Source organism: Frankia sp. CcI49 (assembly GCF_001983215.1).
GTDB classification, from domain to species: Bacteria; Actinomycetota; Actinomycetes; order Frankiales; family Frankiaceae; genus Parafrankia; species Parafrankia irregularis.
The window spans coordinates 111,010-127,555 of sequence record NZ_MOWP01000039.1 but is presented as its reverse complement, the minus strand read 5'-3'; the positions used below and the strand labels follow the sequence as shown (position 1 = coordinate 127,555).

The window sequence follows — 16,546 nt, the reverse complement described above, 5'->3', positions numbered from 1 at the left end:
CGCCGTCGGCGCATGATCCTGACCATGCGCGATGCGGTGTCGCCGCGAGCCCGCCACGCCGGGCAAGGCGCTGGAGTTGTTGTCGGCGGGTGCGGATAGGGTCAACCCGGTCGATCGACGCCTGTCAGGAAAGGGTGGTTGCGGGGTGCACGACCTCTCACGAATCTTCAAGGCGTACGACGTGCGAGGCGTGGTGCCATCCGAGTTCGACGAGGAGGTGGCCCGGGCCACCGGCGCCGCGTTCGTGCGGCTGCTCGGCGCGGATCGGATCGTCACCGCCCACGACATGCGCGAAAGCTCGGTCCCACTCGCCGCGGCCTTCGCGGACGGCGCCACCAGCCAGGGTGCGGACGTCATCGCCGCCGGCCTCGGGTCGACGGACCTGCTCTACTTCGCCGCCGGCTCGCTCGGCCTGCCCGGCGCGATGTTCACGGCCTCGCACAATCCGGCGAAGTACAACGGCATGAAGCTGTGCCGGGCCGGTGCCGCTCCGATCGGGCAGGAGACGGGCCTGGCGGACATCAGGGCGCTGATCGAGGCGGGCATCCCGGAGCACACCGGCCCGCGCGGCACCGTCACCACCCGGGACCTGCGCGACGACTACGCGCGCCACCTGCGCTCCCTCGTCGACCTGACCGGCATCCGGCCGCTGACGGTGGCCGTGGACGCCGGCAACGGCATGGCCGGGCTGACCGTCCCGTGCGTGCTCGGCGAGCTCGGCCTGACGATCATCCCGATGTACTTCGAGCTCGACGGGAGCTTCCCCAACCACGAGGCGAACCCGATCGAGCCGGAGAACCTGCGTGACCTGCAGGCCAGGGTGCGTGCGACGGGGGCGGACATCGGCCTCGCCTTCGACGGTGACGCCGACCGGTGCTTCGTCGTCGATGAGCGGGGTGAGATCGTCTCCCCGTCGGTCATCACCGCGCTGGTCGCCGAGCGTGAGCTTCGCCGGGAGCCGGGCGCCACCATCATTCACAACGTGATCGTCAGCAGGGCCGTCCCGGAGCTGGTGGCGCAGCGTGGTGGTGTGCCCGTGCGCACCCGGGTGGGTCACTCGTTCATCAAGGCGGAGATGGCCCGAACGGGTGCCGTCTTCGGCGGTGAGCACTCGGGCCACTTCTACTTCCGCGACTTCTGGCGTGCCGACTCCGGCATGCTGGCGGCCCTGCACGTCCTGGCGGCGCTCGGCGAACAGAGCGGCCCGCTGTCCGACCTGCTGGGTGGTTACGCGCGGTATGTCACCTCCGGTGAGATCAACTCCGAGGTGGCCGACGCCGAGCTGGCGATGAGCCAGGTGGCGAAGGCCTACGCGGACCGGGCGATCGATGTCGATCACCTGGACGGGCTCACGGTCTCGCTGGCGGACGGGTCCTGGTTCAACCTGCGGCCGTCGAACACCGAGCCACTTCTGCGCCTGAACGTCGAGGCGCGCGATGATGCGTCCATGTGCCGGCTGCGTGACGACGTTCTCGTCAGCATCCGCGGTGGAAGGGAGAACTCTGCATGAGCCTCGATCCCCTGTTGTTGGAGATCCTCGCCTGCCCGTGCCCCGAGCACGCCGCGCTGCGGGAGGAGACGCTGGACGGTGCTCCGGTGCTCGTCTGCGCGTCCTGCGGGCTGGCTTTCCCGGTTCGGGACGACATTCCGGTCATGCTCCTCGACGAGGCGAAGCCCTTCCCGGCCGCGGCCGGATCCTCGTCCTGATCGGCGTCGTGCGGCCCGGGTGAACCTTGACGAGTCCCTTCTGGACGACGCGGGCCGTCTCGAGGCCGCTGATGCGCTGAGCCTGCTTCCGCACACCGCCTCGGCCGCGCGGCAGGTCCGCGAAAGCTGGCGGTTGGCGCAGGAGGCAGGCGTGGCCGCGCTCAGCGCGGACGGCCGGCCACGCGCGATCGTGGTGACCGGGGTCGGTGCCTCCGGTCTGGCTGCCGATGTGCTGGACGCGGTCGTGGGCACGGCCGCCCCGGTGCCGGTGATCACCCATCGCAGGCATGGGCTCCCGGGCTGGGTCGGCGTCGCCGATGTGGTCCTTGGTGTCTCCGCGTCGGGCACCTCGGCGGAGACCTGCTCGGCCGTCGAGGAGGCGCTGCGGCGTGGCTGCCGGCTGGCCGTGGTCAGCCCGCCGGACACCCCGCTGGCTCATCTCGCGGGCCTCGCCCGCGCGCCGTTCGTGGCGCTGCCGACGGCCCGGCCCGCCCAGGCGGATCTGTGGTCGCTGGCCGTTCCGCTGCTCGCCGTCGCCGCGTCGCTCGGCCTCCTGCGCGACGGCGGCGCCTCGGTCGAGGCCGCCGCGGTGCGTCTGGAGGAGACGGCGATCCGGTGCCGTCCGGCCAGCGAGTCGTTCGTCAATCCGGCGAAGACGCTGGCGCTGGAGCTGGCCGGGTCGCTGCCGCTGTGGTGGGGGACCACCCGGCTCGCCGAGGTCGCGGCACTGCGGGCGGCGGCGATGCTCGCCGTGAACGCCTGGTACCCGGCGCTGGTCGGTGCCCTGCCGCATCCGGCCTACGAGCAGGCGGCCCTGCTGGGTGGGGCGTTCGGCGCGGGCGCGGGCGGTGGCGCCGACGACGACCTGGATGACTTCTTCCGTGACCGCGTCGACGACGAGGCCCGTACCCGCCTGCGCCTGCTCGTCCTACGGGACGGCGCGGGCGAGCATCCCGACGTCGGCCAGGCTGCCGAGCGTGCCGCGGCACTGGCGCAGCAGCGCGGCATCGGGGTGACCGAGTTCCGGCTGGACGGTGCGACGCCGCTGGAGCGGCTAGCGTCGATCGTAGGGCTGATCGACTTCGCCGCCGTCTATCTCGGGCTCGGGCTCGGGGTGGACCCGGCGGCCGCTCCGCGCCTGCGACGGTTGGACAGCACGACTCGCTGACCGCTGCGGCGTCGCCGGGCTGTGGCCCCGCCGTTCATGGCACATGCCGAACCGGGTCGTCCGACCCCGAGGTTCTTCGTGAGTTCGTGAGGCGGATCTCCTGCGCGACCGGGGGGATCCGGGCCGAAATCCACGCGGTGCGGACGCCCGATCTCCACGGCCGACTGGCCGGCTGGCCGAGGGCTCGGTTACTACCAGGCCCTCGGCCAGCTACGGGAATGCCTCTCCCGGGAGCGGTGCCGGCTATCGGCGCGGTCCGGTGCCACCACCGGCACCGGACTGCTGGCCGCCGCCGTTCTGTTGGCTGCCGCTCCCCGAGCTCTGCTGGCCGGTCTGGCCGGAGGTGGCCGCTCTCGGGGTCTGGGTGCTGGTCAGGCCGGGAATCTGGATGCCCTGCAGCAGGTCCTCCGCGCTCGGCAGGGTGGGGGTCGCCGGGGCCGGCACTGTGTTCATCAGACGGCCGCCCTTCGTGCCCCTGGCGGTTTTCGGGTCCGCCGCCGGCAGTGCCACGACGGGCTGGTCCTTCAACGCCGCCTTCATCGTGCGACCCCAGATGAGTGCCGGCAGGTCACCGCCGTACACGTGGCCCCAGTTTCGCCCGTCGGCGAAGACGTTGGTCAAGGGGTTGCCGACCGCCCCGTTGGGGTCACCGACCGCCACCGCCGCCGCGATCTGCGGGGTGTAGCCGACGAACCAGGCGCTGGAGAAGCCGTCGTTGGTTCCCGTCTTGCCGGCCGCGGGGTGGTCGAAGCGAGCCTTGGTGCCGGTGCCCTGGGTGAGGACACCCGCCAGGATGCTGGTCACCGTGTCGGCCACGCCCTCGTCGAGGACACGCTCGCACTTCGGGCTGTTGCCGACGTCGATCTGCTGGCCGGCGGAGTCGACCACCGAGCTGGCGAACCGGGGCTCACACCGGACGCCGCCGGCGGCGAGCGTGGAGTAGGCGACGGCCATGTCCAACGGGGTCACGTACTCGCCACCGATGGTCACATCCCCCTTGGTGGCGGGGATGTCGGCGAGGTGGGCGGGGTCGACGCCGAGCCGGGTGGCCATCTCGACCACCGCCGGCACCCCGATCTCCTCTTCGAGCTGGATGAAGTAGGTGTTGACCGAGTCCCAGGTCGCGTCGTCCATGCGGTAGACACCGGCCTCGGCGGGGTCGGCGTTCTGGAAGCCCTTGGCGCAGTCGCCCTTGCCGCGGTCGAGGGGGAAGGCGTCGGTCTCGTAACAGGCCGGTGAGTAGTAGGCCGTGTTCACCCCGTACCCCTGCTCCAGGGCCGCCGCGAGGGTGAACGTCTTGAAGGTCGAGCCGGGCTGGAAGGCGGGCTTGACCTTCGCTGAGGAGGCCGGCAGCGGAATCACCGTCTGGTTGGCGGCCACATCGTGACCGTAGGTGCGGTTGACCGCCATGGCGAGGATCGCCCCGGTCCCGGGCTGGATGACCACCTCGGTGGCGGATACCCGGTTGTCCCGGGGAATGGTCGCGTCGACCACGGTCTGGGCCGCCTGCTGCACCTGCGTGTTGAGGGTGGTCTGGATGGTCAGGCCACCCTCGTAGATGCGGCGGTTCCGTTCTTCCAGGGTGTCACCCAATGCCTTGTTGTTCTGCAGCTGGGTACGGATGTAGTCGCAGAAGAACGGCGCGCTGGACGTCTCACAGGAGTCCTGCGTGGTGGGCCGTTCCTTGATGACGTCGATCGGCATCTGCTTCGCCGCGTCGGCCTGCGTCTGGCTGACGTAGTGCTCGTCCGCCATCCGGGTCAGCACGGTGTTGCGCCGTTCGAGGGCCGCCTCCGGGTGGTTCACCGGGTCGTAGCTGGAGGGGCTCTGCACCAGGCCGGCGAGCAGAGCCGCCTGGTCCAGGGTGACATCCTTGATCGAGACGCCGAAATAGTGCTCGGCGGCGGTGCCCACTCCGTACGCGCCGTCACCGAAGTAGGCGATGTTCAGGTACCGCTCGAGGATCTCGTCCTTGGAGAACCGCTTCTCGATCTCGACGGCGTAACGCAGCTCGCGCAGTTTGCGGTCCAGCGAGTCACCGGCGACGGCCTCCCGCTCCTCGTCGGTCGTCGCGTCCTGGAGCAGGACGTTCTTCACGTACTGCTGGGTCAGGGTCGAGCCGCCCTGGGTGGTGGTGCCGGCCTCGCTGTTGCGCGCGGCGGCCCGCAGGACGCCCTGCGGGTCCACCCCGTGGTGCTGGTAGAAGCGGGCGTCCTCGATCGAGACGATCGCCTCACGCATGATCTTCGGGATGTCGGCGCCGTCCACGACCTCGCGGTCCTCGGCGCCCCTGAGGGTCGCGATGAGGCTTCCGTCCGAGGCCAGGATCTTGGAGCTCTGTGGGAGTGGGGGAGTCACGAGGTCGGACGGCAGCGCCAGGAAGTGGTCGGCCGAGGCCTTCGCGAACAGCCCGACCGCGCTCAGGAGGGGCAGCACGAGCAGACTGACGGTGACGCCCATCGCGGCCACGACGAGGCCGATGCGGGTGAGCTGGCGGCGCTGGTTGACGGGACGGACCAGGCCGACGGTCGGTGGGCCGAACGGAAGATCGTCGGGGGCGCGACYGATCTCGTCGGGGGCCCCGCCGTCGCCCGCGCCGCCGCGACCGAAGCCGCCGCGACCGAAGCCACCGCCACCGGAGCCCTTGCCACCCGAGCCGTTGAGACCGGAGCCGTTGGCGCCGCGCGCCGAACCGGACGAAACCCGGCGGCGGGCGGGAAGCGTCGCCAACCGGCCGGCCTGACCCCGCAACCGCCCGGCGGGTGTGCCGCCGTGCCCTCTCGAGTCGCCCTCGGACGCGGCGTCACCGCGAACCGGGGATGCCGACTCCCGTCCCTGCGCCGTCGTTGTCACCCCCAACGTCCGGTCCGGCCAGGTGGGCCGGAACTCGTTCTGGCGGACCCGCCAAGCATGCTTGACACCGCGCCGCTCCGCTCACCCGGGCCCTGGGAAGGTCATCAGGTGCGGGCTCCGACGCGTGGCCCGGGGGCGCAAGATCCGAATTGTCGCGATCACCCCGGAGGATCCCATCGGGTCAGACGCTAGACGACGCCCGTCAGTTCCGGCCAGCCGGCCCGGTCACATATCACCCGCTGCCGGGACTACCCGGGGTACCGTGGCGGGCGCGTCGCGGTTGTGGTGATCATGCGTTGGTAGGCGCGGCGGGTGCGCTCGGCGAGCACGGTGGACAGCACGGCCCATTCCGGCGTTCCCGGGGGTGGCGGTGGGGTGACAGCCGCGAGGACCTCGGTCAGCAGGTCGCCGCCCATGCGTGTCCGGGCGTCATCCGAGAGCTGGTTGGCGCGGTCCAGGAACCTCCGGGTCCGCGTGGCCAGGTGGTCGTTGACACCAGTCAGGTCCAGCAGGGCCGCCCAGCCGGCCAGCTGCGGGGGAACCACGGGCGCCACCCCGACCGTGCGCGGCACCCGCATCTGCAGAACGATGGTGCCGGCGAGGAGGTCGCCCAGCCGCTTGGACCGGCGTGAGACCGTCATGCTGATGATCGCGGGCACGGCGGCCAGCACTCCGGGGCGTTCCGCGACGACTCCGACCAGCCCCCTGACCAGCGCGTGGCGGAAGCGGATCGGCCCACCGTCGTCGCGGACGACCCGCAGGCCCAGCGCCATCTTGCCGAAGGTGCGTCCGCGCAGGAGCGTCTCGCAGGCCACCGGGTAGCCGAGCATCGTGACCACGTAGACGGCCAGGACCAGGGCCGTCAGCATGGCCTCGTCGTCCGGCCCCACGATCTCGAGCGTTGCGATGACGATGGCGATCTGGGCGACGGTCTGGATGACCAGATCGATGATTCCGGCGATCATGCGGGAGCCGAGCCGTGCCACGCGCAGGTCGATGGGTACGGCCTCGCCCGTGACCAGTTGGTTCGTCTCCAGGCCGAACCCGCTCACCGGCGGCTTCCGGGGTCCGCGGGCCGTTGATCGGTCATCTGTACCCCGCTCGTGTTTCGTGCCCGGCACGCAGTGCCATAGGCCGGTCTGGAAGAGTAAGAGTAGCCATGGACCTCGATGCGTATGTCGCCGTCCACCGTCCCGAGTGGGTCCGGTTGGGCCAGCTTGTCGACCGTGCCGCGCGCCCCCGGCGGATGCCGATCGGCGAGCTGGACGAGCTGGTCGATCTGTACCAGCGCGCGGCCACCCACCTGTCGGTGATCCGTGATCGTTCCCATGACCCGCGCCTCGTCGAGGATCTGGCGAGCCTGGTCATCCGGGCGCGGGCCGCGGTGGTCGGCGCCCCGGATGTCGGCTGGCACGTCCCCGCCAGGTACTTCGCGGTGACCTTCCCGGCGGCGGTCTACGCGCGCTGGCGCTGGGTGGTCGGGGTGACGCTGGGCTCGCTGCTGCTCGCGCTGGCCAGCGCGCTGTGGATTCTGAACGACGCGCAGGCCCGCGCCAGGGTCATCCCGCCCGACGAGGTGACGGCCCTGTGCCAGCACGACTTCGCCTCGTACTACTCGGAGCACCCGGCGTCGTCCTTCGCCAGCCTCGTCTGGACCAACAACGCCTGGGTGTCCGCGCAGGCGGTGGCACTCGGAGTGCTGCTCGCCGTGCCCACGCTGCTGGTCCTGGGGCTGAACGCGCTGAACCTCGGCATCATGGGCGGCTACATGGGCAGCTGCGGCGAGGGCGGCCAGTTCTTCTCGCTGATCCTGCCGCACGGCCTGCTGGAACTCACCGTGGTCTTCGTCGCCGGCGCGGTCGGCCTGCGGCTGGGCTGGGCGATCATCGCCCCGGGAGCCCGCCGCCGCTCCGAGGCACTGGCCGCCGAGGGGCGCGCCGCCGTCGGGATCGTGCTCGGGATGGCGGTCGTGCTCGCGGTGTCCGGGGTGATCGAGGCGTTTGTGACCCCGTCCTCGCTGCCGACCTTTGTCCGCATCGGTATCGGCGTCGTGGCCTGGGCCGGGTTCGTCGCCTACGTGTGGATCTACGGCAGCCGGGCCACCGCCGTCGGCGAGAGCGGCGATCTGGACGCGGCCCTCGCGCAGGACCTCGCGCCAGTCGAAGCCTGACCGCGACGATGCCCGGTGTTCGGAGCCGGCGTCGTGCGGGTGCGGAGCCGGCGTCGTGCGGGGCCGGAGCCGGCGTCGTGCGGGTGTGGACCCGGCGTCGTGCGGGGCCGGAGCCGGCGTCGTGTGGGTGCGGAGCCGGCGTCGTGCGGGGCCGGAGCCGGCGTCGTGTGGGTGCGGAGCCGGCGTCGTGTGGGGCCGGCGTTCAGAGCCGGCCGTGGGCCTTCAGCGCGAGGTAGGTGTCGGTGACCGCCGTCGCGTACTGGGCGGGCGCGACGTCGACGACCTCGACCCCGCGCTGGCGCAGCACGGCTGTCAGCTCACGCCGGCGCAGCAGGGCCTGTTCCGCGGCCGCGGCCGCGTAGACCTGCGCGACGTCGCCATGCCCGGCGGCGAGTTCGTCCAGCCGGGGGTCGCGCAGGGCGGCCACCAGCACGGTGTGCCGGGAGATGAGCGTGGGCAGCGCCGGCAGCAGGCTCTCCTCGATCACCGCCGGCACCAGGTCCGTGAAGATCACAACAAGGGCCCGCCGGGACGCCGCCCGCAGCACCGTGGTGGCCATCACCTCGTGGTCGGCTTCGACCAGCGCCGGCTCGAGGGTCGCCATCGCCTCGCTCATCCGGGCCAGCAGGCCCTGGTCACGTGCGTGCGCGACGGTCAGCCGCGCGGCGCTGTCGTACGCGGTCAGGCCCACCCGGTCACCGGCCCGCAGCGCAACCGCCGTGAGCAGCAGCGCGGCGTCCATCGCGTGGTCGAGGCGGGGGACGTCGCCGACCCGACCGGCCGAGGTCCGGCCCGAGTCCAGCACGCAGATGACGCGGCGGTCCCGCTCCGGGCGGTAGGTACGGACGACCACCGAGCCGTGGTGGCGGGCGGTGGCGCGCCAGTCGATCGTCCGCACGTCGTCGCCGACGACGTACTCACGCAGGCTGTCGAACTCCGAGCCGGCGCCGCCGCCGCGCAGCGCGACCTCGCCCTCCACCTCGCGCAGCCGCGCCAGCGCGGCCGGCAGGTGCCGGCGGGAGAGGAACGGCGGCAGCACCCGCAGCCGCCAGGGCGCGAGGTGGCGGCCCTGCCGGCCGGCCAGCCCCATCGGGCCGAGGGAGCGCACCGTGATCCGGACGGGCTCCCGGTCTCCGCGCCGGGTCGGGCGCAACGTCGTCTCCAGGAAACGCCGCTCACCCGCGGGCACCGTGACGGTGTGCACGCGGGGCTGGGCACCGGCCGACGGCACCCACGAATCCCTGACCCGCGCCCGCAGCGTCCGACGTCCACCGTTGGCGACGGTCAGCGTGAGGGTCACCGGCTGCCCGAGCCGGGCCGACGTCGGGCCCGACCGGCTGAACGCACAGAGGCGCACCCGGGCCGCCAGCCCCAGGTCGACGGCGACCAGCAGGAGGATCAGAAGGTTCACGAGCACGAAGGCCAGGCCGGGGTCGGGGGAGAGGCCCACCACGAGGATGCCCAGCGCGACCAGCGCGACGGTACGGCCGGTGACAGCCACGGTCGGCCGCTACCGGGGAACGGGCACGACGGCGAGCACCTGGTCGAGCACGATGTCGGCGGTCACACCATCCTGCTCGGCCTCCGGGCGGAGGCTGATGCGATGGCGCAGGGTGGATCGGGCCAGCGCCTTGACATCATCCGGCGTCGCGTAGCCGCGCCCGGACAGCCAGGCCCAGGCGCGGGTGGTGCCCAGCAACGCCGTCGCGCCACGCGGGGAGACCCCGAGCTGGACGGCCGGCGCCGACCGGGTGGCCCGCGCGATGTCCACGATGTAGCCGAGCACCTCGCGCTGGACCTGCACCCGGGCCGCCGCGGCCTGCGCCGCCGCCAGATCGGCCGGGCCCGCCACCGGCCGGACCCCGGCCGCCGCCAGGTTCCCCGGGTCGAAGCCCGCCGCGTGGTGAGCCAGGATGCGCACCTCGTCCTCGCGTGGCGGGAGCGGCAGCGTGACCTTCACCAGGAAACGGTCGAGCTGCGCCTCCGGCAGCGGGTAGGTGCCTTCGTGCTCGATCGGGTTCTGGGTGGCGAGGACGGCGAACGGCGACGGCAGCCGGCGCGCCTGCCCGTCCACGGTGACCTGGCGTTCCTCCATGACCTCGAGCAGCGCGGCCTGCGTCTTCGGTGGAGTCCGGTTGATCTCGTCGGCGAGCAGCAGGTTCGTGAAGACCGGGCCCTGGCGGAAGGTGAACTCGCTGGTCCGGTTGTCGTACACCAGCGAGCCGGTGACGTCGCCGGGCATGAGGTCCGGCGTGAACTGCAGGCGCTTGGTATCGAGCGACAGCGCCGCCGCCAGCGTCCGGACGAGCAGGGTCTTCGCCACGCCCGGCACACCCTCGAGCAGGACGTGGCCGCGGCACAGCAGCGCGACCACCAGCCCGCTGACCGCGGCCTCCTGGCCCACGACCGCCTTCGCGACCTCGTTGCGCAGCGCCATCAGCGACTGCCGGGCGGTCTCGGCGTCGGGCTGAGGAGGCGTCCGGGGCGTCGGCGACGGTGAGCGCAGCGTCTCCGACCCCATGGACTGCGGCCCGGAGGCTACTGGCACTGCCGTCTGCGGGGACGACTCGGTCGGAGCCGCACCGGAGTTCGGGGACGTCACCTTCTGCCCACCTGTCGATCGAGTTCGTGTAGTTCGCCGGCCAGCCGGACGAGCGTGATGTCGCTGTCGGTCGCGGGTGCGGCCTCCGCACTGGTTGCCGCACCGGCCACCGTGCCCGTGGGCCCGGTGTGCTGGCCAGTGCCGGGTGGAGGTGGTGCGGCCCCTCCACCGGGGGTGTGCTGGTGGCCCCCAGGGGCCCCGGACGGATGGCCCGTGGGTGCTATGTCCGAACCGTACAGGAGTGATCGGATCTCTACGGGTGACCGACCGGTCTGCTCCGCGACCGCGGCCACCAGCACGGTCGGCTCCGGTTCGTGCGGGGGCCGCGCGGGGCCGGCGGGGGCGCCGTGCTGGACGCCCAGCCGGTCCGCGAGCCGGACCCGCAGGCCCGCCCGCAGCGCCGCGGCGGCCCCTTCGCGGGCACGCGCGGCGGCGTAGAGGCGGCCGCGGCCCTCGACGGTTTCCGCGGAACGCACCACCACCGGCAGCGGCTCGGTGACGGGCGGCCCCAGGCGCCGCCCTCGCCACAGGGCGAAGACGACCAGCGCGACGAGGGCCTGCAGGAAGCCGACCCAGAACCCGTCCGGCAGCAGGTCGGCCAGGCTCTGCCCGCCGACCGCGCCCTCGCTCGCGACGGCCGGTGTCACCCAGTCCAGCTGGGTGTGCCGGGCCAGCAGCCCGAGGGCCAGCGCGGCGTTCCCGGACTCGTCCAGCGCGCCGTTGGTGACGAAGTCGCCGCTGCCCAGGAGAACCAGCCGACCGCTGGTCTGTTCGGTGAGCCCTGGCCCGGTCGGGGTGAGGACGGCAAGGCGGGCGGCGTCGGGGAAGCCGTAGCAGAGCTCCAGCTCGATGCCGTTGCCAGACCAGCCCTCATGACCCGATCGGAGGATGTCGTCCGCCCGGGCGAACCGGACGTCGGCCCCGATCGTCGTCGTGCCGGCCACCGTCGCCTCCGGCAGCCCGCACCGCGGCTGGACCTGTCCGTCGGCGAACGCCTCCGCCGGGACAGCCATGACCGGCATCTCCAGCGCCGCCACGGCGGCCTCCGATGGCGCGACTAGCACGACGTCCGAGCCGGTGTCGGCCAGGCTGACGAGAGCCTGGAGATCGGCCGGGGACAGCAGGTCCGGGTCGGTCACGACGACCGTGCGCGACCCGTCGGAGCCCGCGGAGCGCCGCCCCCCGGCAGCTGGGCCGGTATCCGTCAGATCCGCGGGGACCGACTGCCGTGCCGAGACGGTGACGCCCCGCTCACGCAGGATCTCCGCGACGGCCAGAGTTCCGTGCGGGCCCGGGGAGCCGATGTCGAGGTACCGGTCACCGCTGGGCCGGCTCGCCACGGCCGCGAGCACCGCGTACACGGTCACCACCACGGCCAGGACCGCCGCCAGCCGTAAGGCGGCACGCACCGTCGTGGCCCCCGGGCCGCTGCGGACATGGGTCGGCGAGCCCACCCCCCGCCGCCGGCCGGTCGGGGCCGTCGGTCGAGCCGGGGCCGGTGCCGGGGGCCGCGGCGGGCTGGCCGGTGGCGCGGTCATGCCCGGACCGGCGGGGCGTCGTCGGGGGCACGGTCCCGGCCGATGGATCCGCGGATGCGCCCGAGGTTCTCGTCCGCGCGCACGACCACCTCGTAGGCCTCCAGGTTCGCCGGCCTGCCGCCGTACCAGATCTCGCTGAACACCTCGACCGCGACAGCCAGTGTCGCGATCGGGTCGGACGGCCCCCCGCCCGTGGTCTCGCCGGCCAGCGGCCGGACTGCGGACGGGCCTGCCACCGCTCGCAGATCGCTGATCAGCTCGTTCGCGGTGCGCCCGGGCCGCGGATCGAGAACGCCGCGTTCCTCCAGCATCCGGGCGATGGCGCGCAGCCGGGACCGAACAGCCTCCGCGTGGTCCCCCTGCTCGGCCTGGGTGCGTGACAGCGCCCGCAGCTGCGCCGCCGTGAGCGGACCGGGCGACGTGGCCTCGTCGAGCTGGAGCCGGGCGGAGCGCCGGACCGGGCCCAGCCACACACGGAGCACCACAACGAGCGCGACCAGGGCGATGACCAGCGCGAGGACGCCGAGGCCCTGAAAACCGCCGAGGCCGGAGTCCGGATCCGGGGTGAGCCAGTGCCACAGGTCGGCCAGCCGGTCGTTGATCCAGTCGATCGTTCGGCTGAACCAGCCGCGCTCGTCATCCCGGTAGATGCTCCTGGACAGCTCCCGGTGGGCCTCCTCGCGGGCGCCGTCCCTGGTGACCGGCCCACCCGGAAGGCCGCCGGACGACGCGGCCGCGGTCGTCAGGTGGACGCCCGGGCGGGCAATGGTCATGATCCGGTGCTGCGTTGCCGAGCCGCCTCGGCGAGCGTCACGTCCAGCCCCTCCTTGCGGATGCGCTGATCTATGTAGAGCAGGACGGCGGTGCCGGAGAAGATCGGGGTGGCGATGGTCGTTCCGATCAGTGTTCCGATCGCGTTGACGATGTGGCCGGCGACGGTCAGGTCGGTCAGCGTCGAGTCGGCGAGGGAGTCGGACGAATCCAGGATGACGGTGGTGATGACACTGACGATCATCATCAGGATGCCGCCGACGAGGCCGGCGAGCAGCCCGATGCCGAACACCCGCCACCAGGCCCCGCGGACGAGGTCGCGCGAGCGGCGCAGCGCCCCTCGCACGGTCTGCCCTTCCAGGACGTAGGCCGGGGAGGCGAGGCTCAGAAAGACGGCGACCACGATCGCGCCGACGACAAGCGCAATGAGCCCCAGGACGGACAGCAGCATCACGGCGATGCTCAACACGACCAGGCCGCCCAGGCGCGGTGCGGCCTGCCTGATCGCCGCGCCGGCCGAGATCCGTGAACCGAGCGCCGCCTCGCTCACCACCACGGCGAGCACGCCGGAGAGGAAGATCCCCAACGCGGTGGTCAGCATGAAGATCAGCGTTTCGAGGACGATCGACGCCCCGGTCGAGGAGTCCTCGCCGGCGATCATGATGATCGTGATCACGATCTCGACCACCGCGGACACACCGAGAGTCAGCCCCAGCGTCGCGCCCGGGTTCGCGCGGATCGTGGAGAAGATCCCGTCGAGGATCTCGCCGACCGACAACGGGCGCAGCGGGATCACCCCCGGCTTGGGTGCGATCGGCGGCCGGCCCCACGGGCCGGGGCCCCAGCCCGGGGGAGGCTGGCCCGGTGCCTGCCCGGGCCAGGGCTGCTGCCCGCCGGACGGATCCCAGCCGCCGGGTGAGCCCCAGCCGCCCGGCGGCTGCCCGGGAGCCTGCCAGCCGCCCGGGGTGCCCCCGTCGCCGCCGGCTGACGGCGGACTCCAGGATCCGGGAACTGGTGCGCCCCAGGAACCGGGGGATGCCGGCCCGGCCGGTCCGGGCTCATCGGGAGGGGTCTGACCGGCCCCGTCCGCCATCGTGGTCTCCCTGTGCTCGTGCCGTGCCGTGCGGCTTCTGCCGACTGGCGTACCCGGCACCGCACATCGTCGCAGATTGGCTACGTCCACAACGCGATCGGGCGGTCGACGACGACCGCGAACCGTTGATGTTCGTCTGCGGTTCATGGTCGCGGTTGGGTGTCCGGATCGAGACCGGGCGGGTCTGTGCACAGAAGCGCACTGCGTTTGTCGTTGTCCACAGAGCGGCCCACGGCGGGCGTGGCGCGGTGGGCGCGATTCATGCTCGTTCCGTGACCACATCTCCCGTCGGCCGCGAAGCGCCAGGCCAACACCGCGAAGCGCCAGGTCAACACCGCGAAGCAGCAGGCCTGCCGCGTCTGCGTGAGGCGCTGGCGATTCTCGCGGATCTCGTCCTGCCGCGGGCCTGTGCCGGCTGCGGGCTGCCGGGGTACGCGGCCTGCGCCCGGTGCGCCGCCGCGCTGACGGGTCCCCTGGTTCTCGCCGCTCCGGGTCCCACGGCCAGCCCGGGGCGGCGAGGTCACGTCGCTGGTGCCTCGTCGTCGCCGTTCCGCACCGTCGCCGCGGCTCGCTTCGAGGGGGCGGCCCGGGCGCTGCTGATCGCCTACAAGGAGCGAGGGCGCGTCGACCTGGCCCGGGTCCTGGGCGGTGCGCTCGCGCGGGCCGTGGCGGTGGCCGGTCGCGATCTTCACCGGCGGCCACGGGCTGATGTGGTGCTGGTGCCGGTCCCCACGACCGCGGCGGCCCGGCGCAGGCGCGGGCTCGATCATGTCGCTCGCCTCGCGGCGGTCGCGGCCAGGGTGCTGACCCGGTCGGGCAGGCGGGCTCGGGTAAGCGGCGCGCTGCGTGTCCGGCGGGCCGGTGTGGACCAGGCCGACCTCGGTGCGGCGGATCGGCGTCGTAACCGTTCGGGTGCCTTCACCGCGCACCCCGGGGCCCGGCCGCCGTGTCGGCACGAGATCGTGATCGTGGTCGACGACATCATCACCACCGGCGCGACGGCCGCGGAGGCGATCCGTGCGCTGCGGGCAGGGGGCTGGGCGCCGTCCGGTGCGGCCGCGATCGCGGCGACACCACTGCGGAGCGCGGGTGCGCCGACGCGACGCGCCACCCTTCGGGATTGCCCGCCGTACTCCGGCTGAAGGAGGAAACTGGGTGCACGCGCTCCGCTCCCGGAGCCGACGGCGTGAGCTCATGGCGAACGCCGCACCGCAGCGCAGATGCGGTCATCCGGGGTGAGGGCACCGTGGCACACCTGCCACCGCGGCGGATGTGGCCCACGGCCCCCGCCCTGCCTGCCGTCGAAGGCTGCCGGGCCGGGGTAGGAGCGAGGCGGGTGTCGCTGACCGTGTCCAGAGACGCTGCGGCGCGTTCAGGGGCTCCGTAGGCCGGGTCGGAATCTCCCGATTTCGGCAGGTCGGTTCCGGCATGGATCCGCCCGATGTGGGGAAGGAGCCGAGCGTGGCGGGTCGGTGGAAATCGCGCCGATGCCGTGGTCACCGGGCAGAGCGTCAGGTGCTCTCACGAAAGGAGACGTCTCGCGGCGCCACTGTCACAAGCCGGCACCAACGAGCCTTTTCCGAGGTCGACTCGGGCTCGCGGCACCCCTGAGACCGCGGGCCGTGCGGTGGAAAAGGCTCGATGACTGACACCAGGAACGTTGACAACCTTCGGTGGGATCCCCCGGCGCGGGTCGACATTTGGATCCGTTCCGGAAAACCACCGAGGCAACCGACTCGCTGGCCGTGCTGATCGAAGGTGGATCGGCCGGCCGGGCCAGGTGAACGGGAGGTGGATCGCGTGGACATCGTGGTCAAGGGCAGGCACACCGCGGTTCCGGAACGGTTCCGCAGGCATGTCCAGGCCAAGCTCGCCAAGCTTGAGCGGCTCGATTCCAGAGTGATGCGGGTGGACGTCGAACACTCGAAGGAGACCAATCCTCGACTGTCCGGCATGTCCGACCGTGTCGAGCTGACCGTCTATTCACGCGGCCCGGTCATCCGTGCGGAGGCTTCCGCGGGCGACCCGTACGCGGCGCTCGATCGCGCCGCGGCCAAGCTCGCCGAACGCCTGCGGCGTGCTGCCGACCGGAGGGTCCGCCACCACGCCAACCACGCCGGCGCGAACCATCCTGGGCCCGGCCGGGCGGGAGCACTGCAGGCGGACCTGGTCCTGCAGAGCACGGGCGAGCCGGCCTCCAACGGGGCCGCCAAGGCGGCCAGGGGCGTGTTGCACGGTGTTCCGGGTGGGGAGTCCACCGCCGCCGCGGCGGGCAGCGGGCGTGCCGACAGCGACCGTTGGTCGGATGCCGAGAGCGGCCACGAATCGGACTACTCACCGATGGTGGTACGGGAGAAGACCCACGCCGCCGCGCCCATGACTCTCGACGACGCGCTGTCCAACATGGAACTCGTCGGCCACGACTTCTACCTGTTCCTCGACGCGAACAGCGGTCTGCCCAGCGTCGTGTACCGCAGGTGCGGATACGACTACGGCGTCATCCGGCTCGCGGGCTCGGCGGGCCAGAACGGCTCGGGCGACATGAACGGGTCGCGAGAACGCGCGGCGGCGGTCATTTCCGCCGTGTGAGGGTCGATCCCCCCGGCCGACGTGGGACCATTTGCCTCGGGTGTCGGACTCCCGG

The 16,546-nt window shown here is 72.6% G+C and carries 13 protein-coding genes; 6 read left to right on the top strand and 7 right to left on the bottom strand.

The window, feature by feature from the left end:
• The first annotated feature begins 145 nt into the window (after positions 1-145).
• From CcI49_RS33910 to CcI49_RS33900, 3 genes are read left to right on the top strand one after another with little or no spacing between them, the layout of a single operon-like run.
• On the top strand, positions 146-1,510 hold the full coding sequence (locus CcI49_RS33910) for a phosphomannomutase/phosphoglucomutase (RefSeq protein ID WP_076833428.1): 1,365 nt from the start codon (positions 146-148) through the stop codon (positions 1,508-1,510).
• The gene (locus tag CcI49_RS33905) at positions 1,507-1,707 is read left to right on the top strand and encodes a Trm112 family protein (protein WP_006538424.1); all 201 of its coding nucleotides are present in this window, start codon (positions 1,507-1,509) and stop codon (positions 1,705-1,707) included. Before CcI49_RS33910 ends, CcI49_RS33905 begins: the two co-directional genes overlap by 4 nt.
• A gap of 19 nt (positions 1,708-1,726) precedes the next feature.
• Positions 1,727-2,875: an SIS domain-containing protein gene (locus CcI49_RS33900; RefSeq protein ID WP_076833426.1), complete on the top strand. Its 1,149-nt coding sequence runs from the start codon at positions 1,727-1,729 to the stop codon at positions 2,873-2,875.
• A 243-nt stretch (positions 2,876-3,118) separates the two neighbouring features.
• Here the strand turns inward: CcI49_RS33900 and CcI49_RS33895 are convergent, their stop codons facing one another.
• A complete protein-coding gene (locus tag CcI49_RS33895; protein WP_076833424.1) occupies positions 3,119-5,605 on the bottom strand; it encodes a transglycosylase domain-containing protein in 2,487 nt (828 codons plus the stop codon).
• Between the two features lie 371 nt (positions 5,606-5,976).
• Positions 5,977-6,780, bottom strand: coding sequence for an RDD family protein (locus CcI49_RS33890; RefSeq protein ID WP_076833422.1), 804 nt, complete (start codon positions 6,778-6,780; stop codon positions 5,977-5,979).
• 107 nt (positions 6,781-6,887) lie between these two features.
• On the opposite strand from CcI49_RS33890, the gene CcI49_RS33885 reads away from it, so the two are divergent.
• Positions 6,888-7,898: a stage II sporulation protein M gene (locus tag CcI49_RS33885; RefSeq protein ID WP_054570593.1), complete on the top strand. Its 1,011-nt coding sequence runs from the start codon at positions 6,888-6,890 to the stop codon at positions 7,896-7,898.
• A 202-nt stretch (positions 7,899-8,100) separates the two neighbouring features.
• Here the strand turns inward: CcI49_RS33885 and CcI49_RS33880 are convergent, their stop codons facing one another.
• From CcI49_RS33880 to CcI49_RS33860, 5 genes are all read right to left on the bottom strand, one after another.
• On the bottom strand, positions 8,101-9,399 hold the full coding sequence (locus CcI49_RS33880) for a DUF58 domain-containing protein (RefSeq protein ID WP_054570594.1): 1,299 nt from the start codon (positions 9,397-9,399) through the stop codon (positions 8,101-8,103).
• Between the two features lie 9 nt (positions 9,400-9,408).
• Positions 9,409-10,419 (bottom strand): MoxR family ATPase, encoded by a 1,011-nt coding sequence (locus tag CcI49_RS33875; protein ID WP_076833420.1) that lies wholly within the window; start codon positions 10,417-10,419, stop codon positions 9,409-9,411.
• Between the two features lie 77 nt (positions 10,420-10,496).
• Positions 10,497-12,038 (bottom strand): DUF4350 domain-containing protein, encoded by a 1,542-nt coding sequence (locus tag CcI49_RS33870; RefSeq protein WP_083749873.1) that lies wholly within the window; start codon positions 12,036-12,038, stop codon positions 10,497-10,499.
• A complete protein-coding gene (locus CcI49_RS33865) occupies positions 12,035-12,811 on the bottom strand; it encodes a DUF4129 domain-containing protein (RefSeq protein ID WP_054570596.1) in 777 nt (258 codons plus the stop codon). Before CcI49_RS33865 ends, CcI49_RS33870 begins: the two co-directional genes overlap by 4 nt.
• A complete protein-coding gene (locus tag CcI49_RS33860; RefSeq protein ID WP_054570597.1) occupies positions 12,808-13,902 on the bottom strand; it encodes a hypothetical protein in 1,095 nt (364 codons plus the stop codon). The genes CcI49_RS33865 and CcI49_RS33860 overlap by 4 nt, the downstream gene beginning before the upstream one ends.
• Before the next feature lie 272 nt (positions 13,903-14,174).
• Here CcI49_RS33860 and CcI49_RS33855 point away from each other — a divergent pair, with 272 nt between their 5' ends.
• Both CcI49_RS33855 and raiA read left to right on the top strand, forming a co-directional pair.
• A complete protein-coding gene (locus CcI49_RS33855; protein WP_241840388.1) occupies positions 14,175-15,044 on the top strand; it encodes a ComF family protein in 870 nt (289 codons plus the stop codon).
• 658 nt (positions 15,045-15,702) lie between these two features.
• Positions 15,703-16,491 carry a ribosome-associated translation inhibitor RaiA gene (gene raiA, locus CcI49_RS33850; RefSeq protein ID WP_054570599.1) on the top strand — a complete coding sequence of 263 codons (789 nt, stop codon included), beginning with the start codon at positions 15,703-15,705 and terminating at the stop codon, positions 16,489-16,491.
• Positions 16,492-16,546 lie beyond the last annotated feature (55 nt).

What these genes read in the sequence shown, in the direction of transcription:
- CcI49_RS33905 (WP_006538424.1), top strand. Translation starts at nt 1,507, where the DNA reads ATGAGCCTCGATCCCCTGTTGTTGGAGATCCTCGCCTGCCCGTGCCCC.
- CcI49_RS33885 (WP_054570593.1), top strand. Translation starts at nt 6,888, where the DNA reads ATGGACCTCGATGCGTATGTCGCCGTCCACCGTCCCGAGTGGGTCCGG.
- CcI49_RS33875 (WP_076833420.1), bottom strand. Translation starts at nt 10,419, where the DNA reads ATGGGGTCGGAGACGCTGCGCTCACCGTCGCCGACGCCCCGGACGCCT.
- CcI49_RS33870 (WP_083749873.1), bottom strand. Translation starts at nt 12,038, where the DNA reads ATGACCGCGCCACCGGCCAGCCCGCCGCGGCCCCCGGCACCGGCCCCG.
- CcI49_RS33865 (WP_054570596.1), bottom strand. Translation starts at nt 12,811, where the DNA reads ATGACCATTGCCCGCCCGGGCGTCCACCTGACGACCGCGGCCGCGTCG.
- CcI49_RS33860 (WP_054570597.1), bottom strand. Translation starts at nt 13,902, where the DNA reads ATGGCGGACGGGGCCGGTCAGACCCCTCCCGATGAGCCCGGACCGGCC.